Below are 18,440 nucleotides of genomic sequence, written 5' to 3'. Positions count from 1 at the left end.
GGCCTCCCCGACGATAGTAACCTAGGGAGGCCGGGTGGGGGAGCGGGCCGGCGCCGCTTCGACGAAAGCACCGGCCTTTTCTTGCCCGGCGTTCGCGGCTAAGCCGCTGTCGATGCTGAAGCCGATCCGCAAAGCCGTCTTTCCCGTCGCCGGTCTCGGCACGCGATTCCTGCCCGCGACCAAGGCGATCCCGAAGGAGATGCTGCCCGTCGTCGACCGGCCGCTGATCCAGTACGCGGTCGACGAAGCGCGCGAGGCGGGGATCGAGCAGATGATCTTCGTCACCGGCCGCGGCAAGAGCGCGATCGAGGATCATTTCGATATCGCCTTCGAACTCGAAAAGACGATGTCCGAACGCGGCAAGGATCTGTCGGTGCTCGAACCGACCCGGCTCGGTCCCGGCAATTGCGCCTATGTCCGGCAACAGGAACCGATGGGGCTCGGCCATGCCATCTGGTGCGCGCGCGACATCGTCGGCGACGAACCCTTTGCGATCTTTCTGCCCGACGAATTCATGCACGGCTCGCCCGGCTGCATGAAACAGATGGTCGACGCCTACCATCGCGTCGGCGGCAACCTGATCTCGGTGCTCGAAGTACCGCGCGCGCAGGTCTCGAGCTACGGCGTCATCGCGCCCGGCAAGGCCGACGGCGCGCTGACCGAAGTCACCGGGCTCGTCGAAAAGCCCGCAGTCGCCGACGCCCCGTCGAACCTCATCATCTCGGGCCGCTACATCCTCCAGCCCGAGGTGATGCGCGTGCTCGAACGGCAGGAAAAGGGCGCCGGCGGCGAGATCCAGCTCACCGACGCGATGGCGACCATGATCGGCAAACAGCCCTTCCACGCCGTGACCTTCGATGGCACGCGCTATGACTGCGGATCGAAGGCGGGCTATATCCAGGCCAATCTGGCCGTCGCCCTCGCGCGGCCCGACATGGCGGCCGACGTCCGCGCCTTCGCCATCGATCTGTTGAAATAAGCGGCGCCGGCCGGAAACGGCCCGGCCGGCGCTCCGCCTTTTACTCGCCTTCGATATTCGGCTTGGGAAAGCGATCCGCGCCGACGGTGCGATACAGCCAGCCCCCGGCGAGCCCGCCGATCACCGGCGCGACCCAGAACAGCCAGAGCTGGTGCAGCGCCAGACCGCCGACGACCAAAGCCGGTCCGGTGCTGCGCGCCGGGTTGACCGAGGTGTTGGTCACGGGGATCGAAATCAGGTGGATCAACGTCAGCGCAAGCCCGATCGCGATCGGCGCAAACCCCGCCGGCGCGCGGCCGTCGGTCGACCCCATGATGATCCACAGGAAGAAAGCGGTGAGCAAGACCTCGATCAGCAGACCCGACCAGAGGTCGTAGCCGCCGGGCGACCCTTCGCCGAACCCGTTGGCGGCAAGGCCATTGGTCGCGAGATCATAGCCCGGCGTACCGCTGGCGATATAGAAGAGCAGAAAGGCCGCGACGACGGCGCCGAGCACCTGTGCAACCACATAAAGCGGGATGTCGCGCGCGTCGAAACGCCCGCCGGCCCACAGGCCCACGGTCACCGCGGGATTGAGGTGGCAGCCCGAAATATGGCCGATCGCATAAGCCATCGTGACCACCGTCAAACCAAAAGCCAGCGAGACGCCAAGCAAACCGATGCCGACGTCGGGAAAAGCGGCGGCCAGCACCGCGCTGCCGCAGCCACCGAAGACAAGCCAGAACGTGCCGATAAACTCGGCCAAGCCCTTTTGCATATTCGTCATATGACCCTCCTCCCCGCCGGCGGCCATGAGCGCCCCCGGCGCGGAGCGCAGTCTAGCAGCAGGAAACGAGGCGGCAAGCCCTTGTAACGACAGGCCTTCGGGCCCGGCCGCGGCCGGGCGCAGCGATCAGGCGGCGGCCACCGTGTCGATGAAGCGGTGCGTGCGCTGGTGCAGCGACTGCACCGCATGCGTCAGGCGCGAGGAGAGTTGCCCAAGCGTTTCGGCGCCGCCTTCCACGGCAAGTGCACCGCGGCTGATATCGAGCGCCCGGATGTCGATTTCGCGGCCCGCCGACAGCGCTTGCTCGACATAGCTTGCGATCGTCAGCGTCGTCGCGCTCTGGCCGTCGACGGCGCGGTCGATCGCGTCGGAAAAGCCGTTGTTGGCGCTGATCGCCCTTTCGACCTCGTCGAAACCGTCGTTCACCTCGTCGATGACGGCGCGGATGCGATCGACATATCGGGTTATGTCGCCCGCCGCCGACCGCGTCTGGCGCGCCAGCGTCTTCACTTCGGTCGCGACCACGGCAAAGCCCCGGCCCGCATCGCCCGCACGCGCCGCCTCGATCCCGGCGTTGAGCGCCAGCATGTTCGTCCGGCTCGCCATATCGACGATCAGCGCCAGCATCTGTTCGATCGACTGGCTCGCCGCCCGGAGCGCTGCGGCGCGGTCGCCGGCCTGTGCGATGGTGATGCGCGCTTCCTGACGGGCGCCCCGCGCGCGGCGGCCGTCGTCGACGATCTGCGCCATCGCCGCCGCGAGCGCATGGCCGCGCTCGCCGAGCGATTTGAGCCCCGCCAATGTCTGTGCCGTGGCGCCCGCGACCGAAACCGCATCGCGGCCGGTCCGCTGCGCACGTTCGGACAGGTGCAGCGCCACTGCCTCGGCCTCGCGCGCCATATCGGAAAGCGCATCGGTGAGCGTCGCGATTTCCTGCTGGAATTGCCGTCCGGCATCGCCGACCCGGCCCGCGCGGGCGGTGCGTTCCTGCGCCAGTTCGATTTCGCGGAGCATCGCCAGCCGGGCGATCTGGCCGCTGTCGAGCGTCTCGACGAAGCGGCCGTCATCGACGAGCACCAACCCTTCATGCCCGGGCGATCCCGACGATATGCGCAGCAGGCAGGCCGTCGATTCGGTAACGCTCGCGGTCAGGCAGGGCTCGATCATCGTGGCGATCGAGCCGCCGATCGTCGGATTCTGCATCAGCGAGAACCAATAGGGACAGAACAGCAATTCGCGCACCCGCTGCTCGCGAACGATACCGACCGGCCGATCGTCCTTGTCGAGCACGGCCAGAATGCGAAGCTGCGAATTGCCGCGAAAAATGTCGATGACCTCGGACAGATGCGCATCGACGCCGACCGCCGTCCTGTGACTGGGAAATGGAACAAGGTCGGGGAGCGCGGGGATCATCATGTCTCTTCGGTCTGCGGCAACGGGTTCGCACACCGCCTAGCCTTTGCTGGTAAACAGAAATTTAACCAATTGTTTCAGTGATATGACAGATGCAGGCGCGGCGGGCTGCTCATCGCAATATCCTGTTCACATCGACGCTGCTATGCGATGGCCGACCGACACCGAGGAGGACGAAATGCGCACCCTGATTATCGCTGTGCTGATGGCGCCGCTGCTCGGCGGCTGCGTCGGGGCGGTCAAATCGGTCGTTACCGCGCCGGTCAAGGCGGTCGGCCAGGTCGCCGACTGGTCGACGACGAGCCAGGACGAATCCGACCGCAACCGCGGCCGCGAACTGCGCAAGCGTGAGGAGCGCGTCGGCAAGCTGTCACGCGAGCGCGACAAGGCGACCCAGAAATGCCGGAACGGCGATCAGGCGCAATGCCAGCGCGCCGAAGTGCTCGACCACGAGATCGAAGCGGAGATGGCGGCGCCTTATTAAATCCTCCCTGTCGCGAAGCCGCTTTGGGAACGGCGAGTGGACGTTGCGCCACCCATTTTCGTCATCCCGGACTTGATCCGGGTTCCACTGCGGCATCGAGGCCATGGACCCCGGATCAAGTCCGGGGTGACGATGAAGCCAAGTCTGTCTCGGCGCTAACACTCAGCGTACCCGCCGTCCCGTCCACACGACGCGCCCGACCAGTTGCACCGCCGCCATCGGCAGGTCGTCCCAGCTCCGATAATGCGGATTGTCGCTGATCACCGCAATCCGCCCTTGCCCCGGCGCGCGGGCGATGCGCTTCACCATCAGCACATCGTCCATACGCAGCACATAGATGCCGTCGCGCAGCCGGCCGGCCGCATCGCCGCCGTCGACCAATATGTCGTCGCCGTCGTTCAGCGTCGGCGCCATCGAATCGCCTTCGACCCGGATGATGCTGAGCGCACGCGGATCGGCGCCGAGCCCGCGCAGCCATTTGGGGTCGAACGCCACCTCGCCCTCGACCGGCTCGCCGTCGACGCTGGCCCCGGCGCCCGCCGAGGCACCGATCGCCAGCTTGGGCACCAGCACCATATCGGCACCGCGCGCGCGCGACGGCGCCGCGACGCGCTGTACCGCGCCGCCGAGCAACGCTTCCGACACTCCCAGATAGGCGGCAATGCGCGCGCGGTCCTGTTCGGCCAGCCGCCGCGGCGAGCCGCGCTTGATAAATTGCTGGATATAGGCGGGGTTGCGCCCGATGCGCGCCGAAAGCTGCGCATAATCGACGCCCTTTTCCTGCAAGAGCCGGTCGAGCGCCACGCGGGGATCGTCGGGTAAATCGGCCACTGGTTGGTCCTTCCTATTTCGTCTTTAGCAATAGGATTTTTCCTAGACAAGTAGGAAAAATCTGCTCAGATAGGAAATATCCTATTGGACGAGTCGCCCTTCGGAGGGGCGGAACAGGGAGGAAATTATGGAGCGCAGCCTGCTGCAACGGATCGAGGCTTTCCTGCACGAATCGGCGATGCCGCCGAGCGTTTTCGGGCGCGCCGCGGTGCACGATCCGCGGCTGGTCAGCGACCTGCGCGGCGGACGCGAAGCCGGGCTCGATGTCCGGTGTCGCGTGGAACATTTCATGAACAAATGGCGCGCCGAGCGCCGTGCGGGCCGGGTCCGGCCGCAGGGCGATCGCCGCACCCGCGCCGCTCGCGCCCTCAATCCGGGAGCGCAGGCATGATCCGCTGGTCGCCCGCCGCACCCGCCCGCCCCGGCTGCCCGCACCGCCGGCTGTTCCGCCTGCTCGCCCGCGAGCTGCCGCACGGCCTGACGCTCGGCGCTTCGACGCTGCGGCCGTGGGCGAGCGCCAACTTCGTCGGGGCGCGGCACCTGTTTCCATGCATCGCCGCGGTGGGCGACATTCCTCTGCTTTGCCGGGCCCTGCGCGAGCGGCTATCGGCGATCGAATGGGCACTCGCCGGGCATATCGTCGCCGATATCGCGGTCGAGCCGGCGGGCGCGGCCGATGCCTTGCGGATCGAGATCTTGACGGTCGAGGACTGACCCGTCAGCCGACGGCGCTGCGGCTCATCCGTTGCAAGGTGCTGAGCGCGGCCTCGAGCGCGAAATCGACCTCGGGCTCTTCGTCGGCTGTGGCTGCGCCGGGCACGCTAGCACCGGGAACCGCAACAGGCTCTGCAAACGGCTGGCGACGGCGCGCCAGCCCGGCCTCGAAACGCGCGACCATCGCGCCGAGACTCTTGTCGGCGGGGTCGGGCATGATCGGCGCGGCCAGCTCGGCGGGCTGCAGCCAGGGCTCGTCGCCCGTCGATTCATAGGCTGCGGGTTCGGGCGCGCGTTCGGCAAGTACGAGTTCATCGCCGTCACCGGCCGGGAAATCGTCGGCCGGTTCTTCCACCGCCCGGTCGGCAAAGGACAGGTCGAACGCCGCTTCATCGTCCGCAGCAGTCGCGGCATCGTGGACACCGACGGGGCCCAGCCCTTCGGCGGGGAGGTCGCGCCCGGCGCGGATCGGCGGGCGCGGCGGATCGTCGGGGTGCAGGTCGACGCGGCGGCGGCGCAACACCTCGTCCGTATCCTCGTCGATTTCGGAACGGCGGCGAATCCGGCGGCGCAGCGACGCGACCCCGGTCGCTTCGGGCTCGGCGATCATCAGCGCGATGATGCCCGCGACCACGGCGGCGATCGCCGCCATGCCGAGCGCCATCGCCAGCCGTCCGCCATTGCCGATCGGCGGCAGAAAGAGGTCGGAAAGGCGATCGAGGTAGAGGTTCCAGCTGATTCCCGCGACCCAGGCGAGCGGCATCACCGCGGCGAACAGGAACGTCAGCGCCGCGGCGCCGATCACCGCCGGCACGGCGGGGCGCAGCCCGCGCAGCAGCGCGGTCCATACGGCCTTTCCGGTCTTTTCGCTGGCGTCGTCCATATCGCTTCCAAATCCGCCGCCGCGCTGCGCGGCGTCCTTCCGTCTCGCTATGCTGCGCGCGGGCTTCCGCCCCGTTGCAGCAATCGCTGGTAAACAGGCTCGTAACGTAAAATGTTTGATGACCAGTTACGATGGGTTTCGACAAAAATACGTGCCGTCCGCCGCCGCTCGTCCCAGATGTCCCGATTTTCGAGCAGCGCGGCCAGATTTGTGGCAATCGCGGCCGGATCGTCGGGCGCGAACAGGCTGCCGGTGACGCCATCCTCGATCAGTTCGCGGTGGCCGCCGACGTCCGACGCCGCGACCAGCTTGCCCTGCGCCATCGCCTCGAGCGGCTTCAGCGGCGTGACAAGGTCGGTGAGTCGCATCTTCTTGCGCGGATAGGCAAGGATATCGATCAGCGAATAATAACGCTCGACCTCTTCATGCGGAACGCGGCCGGCGAAGTGAATATGGCCGGCCACCGGCGATGCCGCGGCTTGCGCTTTCAGCGCACTTTCCATCGGACCGCCCCCGACGAGCAGCAGCCGCGCCTTGGGCTGCGTCGCGACCAGCTCCGGCATCGCCGCGATCAGGTCGTCGATGCCTTCGTAATCGTAGAAGCTGCCGATAAAGCCGATCACCGCATCGTCGGGCGCCAGACCGAGCTTCGCCGCCAAGCCGGTATCGCGCGGCGGCGGATCGCCGAACAGGTCGAGGTCGACGCCATTCGGCGACACGATAATCTTGTCGGCGGGAATGCCGCGCGCGATCAGGTCGCCGCGCAGCCCGTCGCAGATCACCGCGACCGCATCGGCCGACCTCGCGGCCCAGGTTTCGAGCTGCCGCGTCAGCCGGTAACGCGCGCTGCCTTCGCGCCCCGTTCCGTTGCCGACCGCCGCATCTTCCCAGAAAGCCCGGATTTCATAGATTACGGGGATTCCCAGGCGCTTGCCGACGCGCAACGCCGCAAGCCCGTCGAGCACCGGCGAATGGGCGTGGAGCAGGTCGGGTTTCCAGTCATGCGCCAGCGCCTCGACCCGTCTGGCCAGCGCGCCGATCTCGCGCCATTCGCGGATCGGCGAACGCGCCGGCGCGATCGGCGGCGTGCGATAGAAGGTGAGCCCGTCGACCGTCTCGCCGTCCGGACCGGGTTCCGGATGGCGGACGCCGGTCACGCCCGCGACCTCCCATCCGTTCCGGACCTGTGCCTTCATCAACGCGCGCGTGCGAAAGGTGTAGCCGCTGTGCGCGGGCAGGCTATGATCGAGGACGTGCAATATCCGGGTCATGATGCGGCCTATTGGCAGACAAGGCTTAACGCGGCGTCAACCCCAATATCGTAACGCGCCTGTGACAAGGCCCTCTTTCCGGGCCGGAAAAGGACAAGGTCGGGCCCGAATGGTCGACAATTTCTCGATTGGCCTCACCCATGTGCTGATGGCGATCGCGCTGTGGCGCCTGCTGCATCGCGACGACCTCGACCGCGAAGTCAGCCCGCGCGTGCTGTGGCAACAGCGCAAGGACGCCGAAGCCAGGCGGGAGGCCGACGGCGATGCGTGACATTGCCTTCGTCGCCTTTCTCTTCGCCTTCATCGGGATCGGCTTTCGCAAGCCGTTCCTGTTCGTGCTGTGCTTTTGCTACATCGATATCGTTGCGCCGCAACGTCTCAGCTATTTCCTGATCAACTCGATTCCGATCTCGCTGATCGTCTTCGGGCTGGCGATCTTCGGCTGGCTCGCGATCGACGACAAGCGCGATACAAGGTGGTCGGGGCGGCAGTTCCTGCTGCTCGCGATCCTCATCTATTGCTGGATTACGACAATCCAGGCCGATTTCCCCGTCGAGGCGGCGGACAAATGGAGCTGGGTGTGGAAAGCGCTCGTCTGGGCGATCTTCCTGCCGCTGACCTTGCGCACCAAGCTGCGTATCGAGGCGCTGATCGTGATCATGCTGCTCTCCGCCGCATCGATCGCGATCGCGGGCGGAATCAAGACCGCGGCGGGCGGCGGCGGCTACGGGACGTTGCAACTGCTGCTCAACGAGAATTTCGGGCTTTACGAAGGCTCGATCATGTCGACCGTCGGCATCGCGATCATCCCGCTCATCCTCTGGTACCGGCGTCACGGCACCATCTTTCCGCCCGACTGGCGCGTCTCGCTCTTCTGTTTCGCGCTGGTCTTCGCCTGCGCGCTGCTGCCGATCGGGACGCAGGCGCGGACGGGTCTGGTGTGCCTCGTCGTGCTCGCCGTCCTGTCGCTGCGTTCGGTGAAGCACCGCTTCCTCTATATCGCGGGCGCCGGGCTGCTCGCCGCCGCCGCGGTCCCCTTCCTGCCACAAAGCTACACGCAGCGCATGGAAACGATCCGCGACCACAAGTCGGACCAGTCGGCCTCGACGCGTGTCGCGGTGTGGATGTGGACGTGGGAATATGCCAAGGAAAATCCGTTCGGCGGCGGCTTCAATGCCTATATCCAGAACCGCGTCCGCGTCGAAAAGGCGGCGACCGCCTACGACCCCAATGCGCCGCAAAACGCCGAAGCCTCGGTCTATGAGGAACATTCGCGCGCCTATCACTCGAGCTATTTCGAAATGCTCGGCGAACAGGGCTATCCGGGGCTCGCTATGTGGCTCCTCCTCCACCTCACCGGGCTGATCCAGATGGAGCGGCTCCGCCATCGCTATCTCAAGACGCGGCGCGCCGAGGAACAATGGATCGCGCCGCTCGCGACCGCGCTGCAAAACGGCCATGTCACCTATCTGATCGGATCGCTGTTCGTCGGCATCGCCTTCCAGCCTTTCATCTACATGATGCTCGCGCTGCAGATGGGGCTTTCGACCTATTGCCGCCGCCGCGAGCGCGAGGCCGGCTGGCGCCCGCTGACCGCGCGCCCCGCGCAGGTACCGGCCCGCCACCCGACGCCGAACCCCGGCTGACGCGGAACCTTCCTTGCGGCCGGGGCGCTATAGCGCCATGTCCGCGGTCCGCCTGATCCATGTCGACGACAGCCTGCCCGGCATCGGCCGCGAACGTGCCGGCGATGGCTGGCGCTATCGCGACGCGAAGGGCAAGCTCATCCGCGACCGGCACGAGATCGCACGGCTGAACGCGATCGCCCTGCCCCCCGCCTATGAGGATGCATGGTTCTGCCCCGCCCCGAACGGCCATATCCTCGCGACCGGTTACGACGCGCGCGGGCGCAAGCAATATCGCTATCATCCCGAATTCCGGCTGGCGCGCGAAGCCGACAAATATGACCGCTGCGCCGCCTTCGGCCACGCGCTGCCGCTGCTGCGTGCGCGTCTCGCCGACGACCTCGCGCGGCGCACCCTGTGCCAGGAACGCGTCGTCGGCGCCGTCGTGCGGCTGCTCGACCTCGCCGCGCTGCGCGTCGGCAACGAGGAGTATGTTACCGCGAACAAGAGCTTCGGCGCGACGACATTGCGCCAGCGCCACGCCAGCCTGACCGGCCGCACGCTCCGCCTCAATTACCGCGCCAAGGGCGGCGCCGAGCGGGTGGTGACGATCAGCGACCGCAGCCTGACCACGCTCGTCCGCCGCCTTCAGGACCTCCCCGGTCAGAAGCTGTTCCAATATGACGATGACGGCGAACTCTGCGCGGTCGCCTCCGAAGACGTCAACGCATACATTCGCGACGCGATGGGCGAGGAGTTCAGCGCCAAGCATTTCCGTACCTGGTCTGCCAGCGTCGCAGCCTTTGCCTTCCTTTACGACGCCGACGAACCGCCAACACTCAAGATGCTGCTCGCGCACGTCTCGGACTGGCTCGGCAATACGCCCGCGATCGCGCGCAAGGCCTATATCCACCCGGCGATGATCGCCGCGGCGCAGGAACGCGGCGACTTCGCATCCGCTGCCGGACCGCTGCCGCGCGCGACCAAATATCTTTCGCGTTACGAGCGCGGATTTTTGACCTATCTCGAACGCGCGCCCGATGCCGCGGCGTTACTGCGTTCCGCCTGACCCGAGGACCCAAAGGCCCCCATGACTTTCTCGATCCTTGCCGCCGCCAAGACCGCCGCGCCGAAGACGGCCCCCAGGCCCGCGACCGATCCACTCGCCGACCTCCGCTATTGGTGGGACGCGAGCGTCGCCTGGATCAACAGCCACTGGCTGCAGATCGGCATCGCCATCGGCGCGGGCCTCGCCATCTATTTCATCCTGTCGATGATCCGCCGTTTTGCACTGAAGCGGGCGCAATCGGCGCCGGGCGAATTCACCCTGACCGACATTGTCGGGCGCGTCATCCACAAGACCAAGTCGGTCGTGCTCGCGATCGTCGCGATCCGCGCGGTCGCGGGCTATGCGCAGCCGCCGGCCGTAATCATGCAGCTCATCCAGACGATCTTCACCATCGCCGTGGTGTTGCAGGTCGCAATCTGGGTGCGCGAGATCATTCTCGGGCTGATCCAGCGCCGCGCGTCCGACGGACATAACGAGACGCTCGTCAATGCGATGGGCATCATCCGCCTGCTGATCAGCGTCGCGCTGTTCGCGATCGCGACCATTGTCATCCTCGACAATATGGGGGTCAATGTCACCGGCCTCGTCGCCGGTCTCGGCATCGGCGGCATCGCGATCGGCCTCGCCGCGCAGGGCATCTTCTCCGACCTGTTCGCGGCGCTGTCGATCATCTTCGACCGGCCGTTCCGCAACGGCGAGACGATCAAATGGGACACCACCACCGCAACGGTCGAACGCGTCGGGCTCAAGAGCACGCGGCTGCGCTCGATCAACGGCGAGCTTTTGATCGTGTCGAACACCAACCTCCTGAGCAAGGAGATCTCGAACTTCGCGCATCTGCACCGCCGCCGGATCACCTTTGCGATCGGCGTCATCTACCAGACGACACCCGCCATGCTCCGCGACCTGCCGGCCCTGCTCGAGGAACAGGTAAAGGCGTCGGGCCACGAGTTCATCCGTTCGAGCTTCGTCACCTTCGGCCCCTCCAGCCTCGACTTCGAATTGCTGTTCGACGTCTATAGCGAGGATTATCAGGTGGTGACCGCGGCGCGCACCGATGTCGCGATCCGCCTGTTCGAGGCGATGGCCGCGGCGGGATATGAATTCGCCTATCCGACCCAGACCACCTTCACCTCGGCGCCCGACGGCACGATGATCATGCCCTATCCCGAGTCCCCGGAACCCAAGGCACGCACCGCAAAAGCCGCGAAGCCCGCCTGACGCTACGGCGCCGCCGCATGGCGGCTAGGGTCTTGTGCCGTGCGGCAAGACAGGCCTAGAACGCGCCCCGAACCAGCGATTACAGGGGATGAGATATGGCCACGATCACGCCGCAGGAACTGCAAGCCAAGGTCGGTGAGCATCTCGGCACATCCGAATGGGTGCTTGTCGATCAGGAGATGATCAACAAGTTCGCCGACGCAACCGGCGACCACCAATTCATTCATATCGACGCGGAAAAGGCAAAGCTGACGCCGTTCGGCGGCACGATTGCCCACGGCTTCCTGACGCTGTCGCTGATCCCGATGCTCGGCGCGAAGACCGACGCGCCGAAGATCGAAGGCATCAAGATGGGCGTCAACTACGGCGGCAACAAGGTCCGCTTCCTCGCCCCCGTCCGCTCGGGCAAGCGCGTGCGCAGCCATGTCAAACTGCTCGAACTGGACGAAAAACGTCCCGGCCAGTGGCAGCAGACCAACGAGATCACCGTCGAGATCGAAGGCGAGGAAAAGCCCGCCCTGATCGCCGAGTGGATCACGCAGTTTTTCATCTAGACGATTACCGGCCGACCTCCCTCGAAAAGATAACCGGAACCAAGCAGAAGGACCCTTATCATGCGTGACGCCGTCATCGTTTCCACCGCCCGCACCCCGCTGACCAAGGCGGCGCGCGGTTCGTTCAACAACACCCTCGCCCCGACGCTCGGCTCCTTCTCGGTAAAGGCCGCGGTCGAACGCGCCGGCCTTGAAGGCGGCGAGATCGACGACGTCGTCTTCGGCGCCGCGATGCAGCAGGGTTCGCAGACGATGAACGTCGCGCGCCTGATCGCGCTGCGCTCGGGCCTGCCCGTCACCGTCCCCGGCATGTCGATCGACCGCCAGTGCTCGTCGGGCCTGATGACGATCGCGACCGCCGCGAAGCAGATCATCGTCGACCGTCAGGACATCTGCGTCGCGGGCGGGATCGAAAGCATCTCGAAGGTCAGCGGCAGCGGCAAGGTGTTCATCGAAACCGACGCCGAACTGATCGCGATGCACGAGGCCACCTATATGCCGATGATCGGCACCGCCGAGGTCGTCGCCAAGCGCTACAACATTGCCCGTGAATATCAGGACGAATATTCGCTCCAGTCGCAGCAGCGCACCGCTGCCGCGCAGGCCGCGGGCAAATATGACGACGAGATCGTCGCCTGCCCGGCGACCATGGCGGTGGTGAACAAGGAAACCAAGGAAGTCACCTTCAAGGACGTCGTCGCCGACAAGGACGAATGCAACCGTGCCGACACCACGCTCGAAGGGCTCGCCAGCCTGAAGCCGGTGATGGGCGAAGGCCACACGATCACCGCGGGCAACGCCAGCCAGCTCGCCGACGGTTCGTCGGCCTGCGTCGTGATGGAAGCCAAGGTCGCCGAGAAGCGCGGACTCCAGCCGCTCGGCCGTTATGTCGGCATGGCGGTCGCGGGCACCGAGCCCGACGAAATGGGCATCGGCCCCGTCTTCGCGATCCCGAAGCTGCTCGAACGCTTCGAGCTCAAGATGGACGACATCGGGCTCTGGGAACTCAACGAAGCCTTTGCGGTGCAGGTGCTCTACTGCCGCGACAAGCTCGGCATCCCGAACGAACTGCTCAACGTCAACGGCGGCTCGATCTCGATCGGGCACCCCTTCGGCATGACCGGCGCGCGCTGCGTCGGCCACGCGCTGATCGAGGGCAAGCGCCGCGGCGTCAAATATGCCGTCGTCACCATGTGCATCGGCGGCGGTCAGGGCGCGGCCGGGCTGTTCGAGGTTTTCTGACGCATGCGCCGGGGCGGCCGTCGCGGCCGGCCCCGGCCATCTGCAACCGGAGGATTATCATGAGTGCAATCGGCCTTATCGCGACCATTCGCGTCCAGCCCGGCAAGGAAGCCGAATTCGAGGGCGTCTTCGCCGAACTCGCCCCTGCGGTCGCCGCGAACGAGCCCGGCAACAGCTATTACCGCCTGTTTCGCACCGACGAGACCGGCGTGTACAAGGTGCTGGAATGCTATGACGACGATGCGGCGGTCGATGCGCACCGCGCGTCGGATCATTTCCGCACCATCGGCGCACGCCTCGGCCCCTGCCTCGCCGGCGCGCCCGAGATCGAAAAGCTGGGCGCCGTCTGATCGGCCGCTGACGGCCGATAGTTGCCATCAATGCTGTGTACCCCGGCGAAAGCCGGGGCCCAGAGCGCCATTGCGCAACCTTGGCCTTCTAACGCCCTGGGCCCCGGCTTTCGCCGGGGTACACCAAAGAGCGAACGTCCGCTTCCCACCCCAAAACCGCCGTCAGTCCACCTCCGCAATCTCCCCCGCCCGGTCGCCGAGCAGGTAACGCGGCCCCGCGCCGCGCTGCGCCGCCTTGTCCTCGCGGTTGTACAATCCGCACTTCTTGAGCGACAAGCAGCCGCAGCCGATGCAATTGTCGAGCAGCTCGCGCGTCCGCGCCAGCGCGACGATCTGCGCGTCGATCCGCGCGCGAAGGCCGGTGCTGATCCGCGTCCAGTCGGCAGCGTTCGGCGTCCGCCCGGCAGGCAGGCGCGCCAACTCCCCGGCAATTTCCTCGAGGCTGAGGCCCAGTTGCTGCGCGATCAGAATGAACGACACGCGGCGGATGTCGGCGCGCAGGAAGCGCCGCTGCCCGCCGCTGGTGCGCAGCGCCTCGATCAGCCCCTTCGCTTCATAGAAACGGATCGCCGACACCGCGACGCCGGTGCGCGCCGCAAGTTCGCCGATGGCAATCAGGTCGCGCCGGTGCATGCTCGCGCCGCCCTTTCGAATAGGCCTTGATCTAAAGCTGACTTGAGCTTCTAAAAGTCCTGCGTCAACCCGAATCAGGAGCAAGCAAGTGACGCACCCCTTTATCGAACATGTGAATCTGACCGTCAGCGACCCGGTGCGCACCGCCTCGCTGATGATCGCCATCTTCGGCTGGCACGAACGCTGGCGCGGTCCGGCGCAGAGCGGCGGCCACACGATCCACGTCGGCAGCGACCGCGCCTATATCGCGCTCTACGCACCGCCGAGCGGCATCGAGGCCGGCCTCCACTATCCGAAGGGTGAACCGCTCAACCATGTCGGCGTCCAGGTCGACGACCTTGAAGCGGTCGAAACGCGCGTGAAAGCCGTCGGCCTCCTGCCCTTCAACCACGGCGATTACGAGCCGGGCCGCCGCTTCTATTTCTTCGACCCCGACGGCATCGAATATGAAGTCGTCAGCTATGCGGAGCCCGCGCCGCGCTGAACCGGGCAACAACCGGCGGTCTGCCGCGTTAATCGTGCATCGGGGGGCATGAAGGAGCCTTTCGATGAGCGACGATATCAAGAAACACTTCTGGAAGGCGCTGGCCGACAGCCCCTATGTCATGGTCGGCATGACCGGCGAGCGCGCGCACCACATTCCGATGAATGCGCAGCTCGACAAGGACGCGAACAGCGCTTTCTGGTTCTTCACCGCGACCGACAACCGCCTTGCTGGCGGCGGCCCCGCGATGGCGCAGTTCGCGTCGAAGGGCCACGACCTGTTCGCCTGCATTTCGGGGACGCTGCGCGACGAGACCGACCGCGCCGTGCTCGACCGGCTGTGGAACAACGGCATCGCGGCCTGGTACGAAGGCGGCAAGAACGACCCCAAGCTCGTCCTCCTGCGCTTCGACCTCGACGACGCCGAAATCTGGACCGCCGACCCCGGGATCAAGGGCATGTTCAAGCTCGCGACCGGGATGACGATGAAGGAAGGCGATCTCGGCAAGCATGCCGAGGTGGCGCTGTAAAATATCCCGCCCCCGCCTCATGCGGGGGCGGTTACAGAACCGGCGGCCCGATCAGCCCTTCGCGAAACTCGAACCCGGCCTCGCGATCGCGTGCCAGCAGCGCCGGCCCGTCGAGATCGACCCAGCGTGCGCGCTGCGCCAGCACGAAGGTGGGGGCGATCGCCAGGCTGGTGCACAGCATGCACCCGACCATGATCGACAGCCCTGCCGCGTCGGCGGCGTCGGCGAGCCGCAGCGCCTCGGTCAGCCCGCCCGCCTTGTCGAGCTTGATGTTCACCCCGTCGTAAAAGGTGCCGATCCGCGCCACGTCGGCCGTGGTCTGACAGCTTTCGTCGGCGACGAACGGCACCGGCGCGTAAATCGGGTCGAGCAACGCATCGGCGCCGACCGGCACCGGTTGCTCGATCATCTCGACCCCCATGTCAGCAAGCGCTTCGGCCTCGCTCAATATGTCGACCCCGCCCCAGCTTTCATTGGCATCGACGATCAGCCGCGCCCCCGGTGCGCCTTTGCGTACCGCTGCGACGCGCAGGCGATCCTCCTCGCCGGTCAGCTTGATCTTGAGCAGGCGATAGCCGTCGGCTTCCGCCGTCGCGGCCTGCTCGGCCATCGCGCCGGGCGTGCCGAGCGAGATGGTATAGGCGGTGACGCGCGCGGTCGGCGCGCCGTCGCACCCGGCCAATTGCCAGAGCCGCATGCCGCGCTGGCGCGCCTCGAGGTCCCAGAGCGCACAGTCGAGCGCGTTGCGCGCCGCTCCCGGCCCCATGATTTCCTGTATCGCCGCCCGCGCTTCTGCGGTGCCCAGATCGGCGATGTGCGGCGCGGCGCGCAGCAACTGGTCGCGGCAGAGCGCGGCGTCCTCGCCGAGATAATAGACCGGGGTCCCCTCGCCGCGCCCGGTCGCGCGCCCTGTGTCCTCGGAGCCTTCGACTTCGGCAACGATGACATCGACATGCGTCTTCGCGCCGCGGCTGATGACGAAGGATCCCGCCACCGGCCAGCGCTCGACACGCGCGCTTTTCAGTTGGATAGCCATGCAGGAAGGCTAGTGTAGATCGCGATGACCGGCAAATCCCTTTCCGAACGCATCGGCGAATTGGGCCACCGGCTCGCGGTCGAAGCGCATGCTGCCTGGCTCGCCGCGCGCGATCCGCGCGTGCCGTGGTCGGCGCGCGTCCTCGCGGTCGCGGTCGCGGCCTATGCGCTCTCGCCGATCGACCTGATCCCCGATTTTATCCCGCTACTCGGCTGGCTCGACGACCTGATCGTCGTCCCGCTCGGCCTCTGGCTCGTCCGCCGCCTGATTCCCGACCCGCTATGGGCCGAACTGCACGCCGCCGCCGAGGTCGCGAGCGAACGCCCGTCGAGCCGCGCCGGCATGGCCTTCATCCTGCTGCTGTGGGCTGCGCTTCTTTACATCGTCTACTGGAGCGTCCGGACGTCGCCCTGGCATTGAGGCAGGTAGGGCGAACGGCGGTTCTGGAGTGGTAAGCGGGCGTTCCAAATCGTTGTCATTCCCGCGAAAGCGGGAACCCAGTGTGGGGTAAGCCCATGCAAGCCCTGGGTCCCCGCTTTCGCGGGGATGACAAACAGGAAAGAAACAACCGCCCAACTTCGGCAGTAATCGCCTCACCCGCCGTTGCTGCGAATCCACTGTTCGACCACCGGCGCAATCTCCTCACGCCACTTGCGGCCGTTGAAGATCCCGTAATGGCCGACGGCCTTCGCCATCAGATATTTCTTCTTCTCGGCCGGCAACGCCTTGGCGAGCGTGAGCGCCGCCTTGGTCTGACCGATCCCCGAAATATCGTCGCGCTCGCCCTCGATCGCGAGGATCGCAATATCCTCGATCGCACCGATATCGACCAGCTGGCCGCGATGCAGCATCTCGCCCTTCGGCAGCAGGTGGCGCTGGAACACGACATCGACGGTCTGCAGGTAGAATTCGGCGGTCATGTCGCACACCGACCGATATTCGTCGTAAAATTCCTTGGTCTTGTCGGCACTTTCGCCATCGCCGTCGACCAGATGTTTGAACATCTCCCAATGGCTCATCATATGATTGCCGAGGTTCATCGACATAAAGCCCGCCAGTTGCAGGAAGCCCGGATAGACGCGGCGGCCGGCCCCCGGATACCATGCGGGCACCGTGACGATGACATTTTCCTGGAACCAGGCGTGCGGGCGCGTCATCGCATGTTCGTTGACAGCGGTCGGCGCCTTGCGGGTGTCGATCGGTCCGCCCATCATCGTCAGCGTCTTCGGCCGGCACTTGTGCTTGTTCGCGGCCATGACGGCCGCTGCCGCAAGGCTCGGCACCGACGGCTGGCACACCGCCAGCATATGCGCACCCGGCCCGATATGTTCGAGCCACGAGATCAGGTAATCCACATAGTCGTCGAGATCGAACTTGCCCGCCGACAGCGGCGCGTTGCGTGCGTCGCGCCAGTCGGTGATCCACACATCGTGGCCGGGCAGCATACGCTCGACGGTGCCGCGCAGCAGCGTCGCATAATGGCCCGACATCGGCGCGACGATCAGCAGCTTGGGCGCATCCTTGGTGCCCTTGTGCTTGAAATGCTTGAGCTGGCCGAAGGGCTTGCGCGCTTCGACGACTTCGGTGACGCGCACCGTCTCACCCTCGACCGTCGTTTCGTAGAGGTCGAACCCCGGCTTGCCGCGCGGCGCCGCGGCATGGGCGAAAACTTCGAGGGCGGACGCGAACATCGGGCTGCCGCCGAAATAGCCGAGCGGATTCGCGGGGTGTTGCATGACCTGCGCGCCCGCGGTCGCCAGCGCGCTTGCCCCGGCAAGCCAGCTCTTCTGCATTTCAAACGCGTGATACAGCATAGATGTTCATTCCTTGCGCAGCCCGGCGCTCTCTTGCGGGCGCCCGTTCGTTGGGGGCAGTCTAGGCCATCCATTTCATTGTGCAATGCATCAAAATCGTTTGCAGGCGATGATAATTATTCATATCCTGCCCGCGCGGCGCATCGTGCGCCTTCGGAGTGATTATGTCTGAGATTGCGGGCAACCGCTAACATCCCGGCGACATCGGGATGTGCGTGCGTGCCGACCCCGGCGGTCGGCGCGCCCTTGTTGCTGAAAATCCCGGACATATTCCATGAACATTTCGAAAGCGGAGCAGCGCGTGCTCCATGTGCTGGCGCAAGGCGGCATGATCCGTCATCGCCGCGATGACGACGGCCATATCGTCGAGGCCTTATGCTTCACCCGCGACGGCTTCGTCCTCGCCAATATGAACCTGCCGCTGTTCCGGCGGCTGCGCAAACGCGGTTTCATCGGGTCGCAAAACGGTGCCCCGTACCGCATTTCGCAAGCCGGGCTGCGCGCCGTGCGGGCGCAGCTCGACAATCGCTGACGGATGGGGA

The 18,440-nt window shown here is 66.0% G+C and carries 23 protein-coding genes; 15 read left to right on the top strand and 8 right to left on the bottom strand.

All coding sequences use genetic code 11. The features are described from left to right. The first annotated feature begins 112 nt into the window (after positions 1-112). The gene (gene galU / locus LH19_RS01205; RefSeq protein WP_173585636.1) at positions 113-979 is read left to right on the top strand and encodes a UTP--glucose-1-phosphate uridylyltransferase GalU; all 867 of its coding nucleotides are present in this window, start codon (positions 113-115) and stop codon (positions 977-979) included. Between the two features lie 40 nt (positions 980-1,019). Here galU and aqpZ read toward each other — a convergent pair whose 3' ends face one another. Continuing rightward, positions 1,020-1,745, bottom strand: coding sequence for an aquaporin Z (gene aqpZ, locus LH19_RS01200; protein ID WP_054724210.1), 726 nt, complete (start codon positions 1,743-1,745; stop codon positions 1,020-1,022). A 126-nt stretch (positions 1,746-1,871) separates the two neighbouring features. After that, the gene (locus tag LH19_RS01195; RefSeq protein ID WP_234716047.1) at positions 1,872-3,161 is read right to left on the bottom strand and encodes a methyl-accepting chemotaxis protein; all 1,290 of its coding nucleotides are present in this window, start codon (positions 3,159-3,161) and stop codon (positions 1,872-1,874) included. A gap of 175 nt (positions 3,162-3,336) precedes the next feature. Between LH19_RS01195 and LH19_RS01190 the strand changes: the two genes are divergently transcribed. Next, positions 3,337-3,642, top strand: a complete 306-nt coding sequence (locus tag LH19_RS01190; RefSeq protein ID WP_082396182.1) for a hypothetical protein — start codon at positions 3,337-3,339, stop codon at positions 3,640-3,642. A 162-nt stretch (positions 3,643-3,804) separates the two neighbouring features. On the opposite strand, the gene LH19_RS01185 is transcribed toward LH19_RS01190, so the two are convergent. Continuing rightward, positions 3,805-4,473 carry a S24 family peptidase gene (locus LH19_RS01185; RefSeq protein ID WP_054724206.1) on the bottom strand — a complete coding sequence of 223 codons (669 nt, stop codon included), beginning with the start codon at positions 4,471-4,473 and terminating at the stop codon, positions 3,805-3,807. Between the two features lie 127 nt (positions 4,474-4,600). Between LH19_RS01185 and LH19_RS01180 the strand changes: the two genes are divergently transcribed. Both LH19_RS01180 and LH19_RS01175 read left to right on the top strand, forming a co-directional pair. Further along, positions 4,601-4,864: a hypothetical protein gene (locus LH19_RS01180; protein ID WP_054724204.1), complete on the top strand. Its 264-nt coding sequence runs from the start codon at positions 4,601-4,603 to the stop codon at positions 4,862-4,864. Continuing rightward, positions 4,861-5,187 carry a hypothetical protein gene (locus tag LH19_RS01175; RefSeq protein ID WP_082395366.1) on the top strand — a complete coding sequence of 109 codons (327 nt, stop codon included), beginning with the start codon at positions 4,861-4,863 and terminating at the stop codon, positions 5,185-5,187. The genes LH19_RS01180 and LH19_RS01175 overlap by 4 nt, the downstream gene beginning before the upstream one ends. Before the next feature lie 4 nt (positions 5,188-5,191). Here LH19_RS01175 and LH19_RS01170 read toward each other — a convergent pair whose 3' ends face one another. Both LH19_RS01170 and LH19_RS01165 read right to left on the bottom strand, forming a co-directional pair. Continuing rightward, on the bottom strand, positions 5,192-6,070 hold the full coding sequence (locus tag LH19_RS01170) for a hypothetical protein (RefSeq protein WP_054724203.1): 879 nt from the start codon (positions 6,068-6,070) through the stop codon (positions 5,192-5,194). 47 nt (positions 6,071-6,117) lie between these two features. Further along, entirely contained in the window at positions 6,118-7,341 is a 1,224-nt protein-coding gene (locus LH19_RS01165; RefSeq protein WP_054724201.1) for a TIGR04063 family PEP-CTERM/XrtA system glycosyltransferase, read from the bottom strand. A 109-nt stretch (positions 7,342-7,450) separates the two neighbouring features. Between LH19_RS01165 and LH19_RS28975 the strand changes: the two genes are divergently transcribed. From LH19_RS28975 to LH19_RS01135, 7 genes are all read left to right on the top strand, one after another. Next, positions 7,451-7,612, top strand: a complete 162-nt coding sequence (locus LH19_RS28975; protein WP_167346263.1) for a hypothetical protein — start codon at positions 7,451-7,453, stop codon at positions 7,610-7,612. Next, positions 7,605-8,987 (top strand): putative O-glycosylation ligase, exosortase A system-associated, encoded by a 1,383-nt coding sequence (locus LH19_RS01160; protein WP_054724199.1) that lies wholly within the window; start codon positions 7,605-7,607, stop codon positions 8,985-8,987. The genes LH19_RS28975 and LH19_RS01160 overlap by 8 nt, the downstream gene beginning before the upstream one ends. A gap of 37 nt (positions 8,988-9,024) precedes the next feature. Next, positions 9,025-10,035, top strand: a complete 1,011-nt coding sequence (locus LH19_RS01155) for a DNA topoisomerase IB (protein WP_054724197.1) — start codon at positions 9,025-9,027, stop codon at positions 10,033-10,035. A 21-nt stretch (positions 10,036-10,056) separates the two neighbouring features. Then, on the top strand, positions 10,057-11,256 hold the full coding sequence (locus LH19_RS01150) for a mechanosensitive ion channel family protein (RefSeq protein WP_054724195.1): 1,200 nt from the start codon (positions 10,057-10,059) through the stop codon (positions 11,254-11,256). Positions 11,257-11,351: 95 nt separating this feature from the next. Beyond that, positions 11,352-11,810, top strand: coding sequence for a MaoC family dehydratase (locus LH19_RS01145; RefSeq protein ID WP_054724193.1), 459 nt, complete (start codon positions 11,352-11,354; stop codon positions 11,808-11,810). A 60-nt stretch (positions 11,811-11,870) separates the two neighbouring features. Continuing rightward, positions 11,871-13,052, top strand: coding sequence for an acetyl-CoA C-acyltransferase (locus LH19_RS01140; protein ID WP_054724191.1), 1,182 nt, complete (start codon positions 11,871-11,873; stop codon positions 13,050-13,052). Between the two features lie 59 nt (positions 13,053-13,111). Next, positions 13,112-13,402, top strand: a complete 291-nt coding sequence (locus LH19_RS01135; RefSeq protein ID WP_054724189.1) for a putative quinol monooxygenase — start codon at positions 13,112-13,114, stop codon at positions 13,400-13,402. Between the two features lie 162 nt (positions 13,403-13,564). Here the strand turns inward: LH19_RS01135 and soxR are convergent, their stop codons facing one another. Next, on the bottom strand, positions 13,565-14,035 hold the full coding sequence (gene soxR, locus LH19_RS01130) for a redox-sensitive transcriptional activator SoxR (protein ID WP_054724187.1): 471 nt from the start codon (positions 14,033-14,035) through the stop codon (positions 13,565-13,567). An 88-nt stretch (positions 14,036-14,123) separates the two neighbouring features. Between soxR and LH19_RS01125 the strand changes: the two genes are divergently transcribed. Continuing rightward, positions 14,124-14,519 (top strand): VOC family protein, encoded by a 396-nt coding sequence (locus tag LH19_RS01125; protein WP_054724185.1) that lies wholly within the window; start codon positions 14,124-14,126, stop codon positions 14,517-14,519. A gap of 64 nt (positions 14,520-14,583) precedes the next feature. Beyond that, complete coding sequence (locus LH19_RS01120; RefSeq protein ID WP_054724182.1) at positions 14,584-15,048, top strand: pyridoxamine 5'-phosphate oxidase family protein; 465 nt, start codon at positions 14,584-14,586, stop codon at positions 15,046-15,048. A gap of 31 nt (positions 15,049-15,079) precedes the next feature. Here LH19_RS01120 and LH19_RS01115 read toward each other — a convergent pair whose 3' ends face one another. After that, on the bottom strand, positions 15,080-16,084 hold the full coding sequence (locus tag LH19_RS01115) for a dipeptide epimerase (protein WP_054724180.1): 1,005 nt from the start codon (positions 16,082-16,084) through the stop codon (positions 15,080-15,082). Positions 16,085-16,108: 24 nt separating this feature from the next. On the opposite strand from LH19_RS01115, the gene LH19_RS01110 reads away from it, so the two are divergent. Further along, positions 16,109-16,504 (top strand): YkvA family protein, encoded by a 396-nt coding sequence (locus tag LH19_RS01110; RefSeq protein WP_082395365.1) that lies wholly within the window; start codon positions 16,109-16,111, stop codon positions 16,502-16,504. A 173-nt stretch (positions 16,505-16,677) separates the two neighbouring features. Here LH19_RS01110 and LH19_RS01105 read toward each other — a convergent pair whose 3' ends face one another. After that, positions 16,678-17,898, bottom strand: coding sequence for a polyhydroxyalkanoate depolymerase (locus tag LH19_RS01105; protein ID WP_054724178.1), 1,221 nt, complete (start codon positions 17,896-17,898; stop codon positions 16,678-16,680). 274 nt (positions 17,899-18,172) lie between these two features. Here LH19_RS01105 and LH19_RS01100 point away from each other — a divergent pair, with 274 nt between their 5' ends. Continuing rightward, on the top strand, positions 18,173-18,430 hold the full coding sequence (locus LH19_RS01100; protein ID WP_054724177.1) for a YjhX family toxin: 258 nt from the start codon (positions 18,173-18,175) through the stop codon (positions 18,428-18,430). Positions 18,431-18,440 lie beyond the last annotated feature (10 nt).

The organism is Sphingopyxis macrogoltabida (genome assembly GCF_001314325.1).
Classification (GTDB): Bacteria; Pseudomonadota; Alphaproteobacteria; order Sphingomonadales; family Sphingomonadaceae; genus Sphingopyxis; species Sphingopyxis macrogoltabida.
Note: the sequence above shows the minus strand (reverse complement) of the source record. Positions and strands in the feature narration are given on the sequence as shown.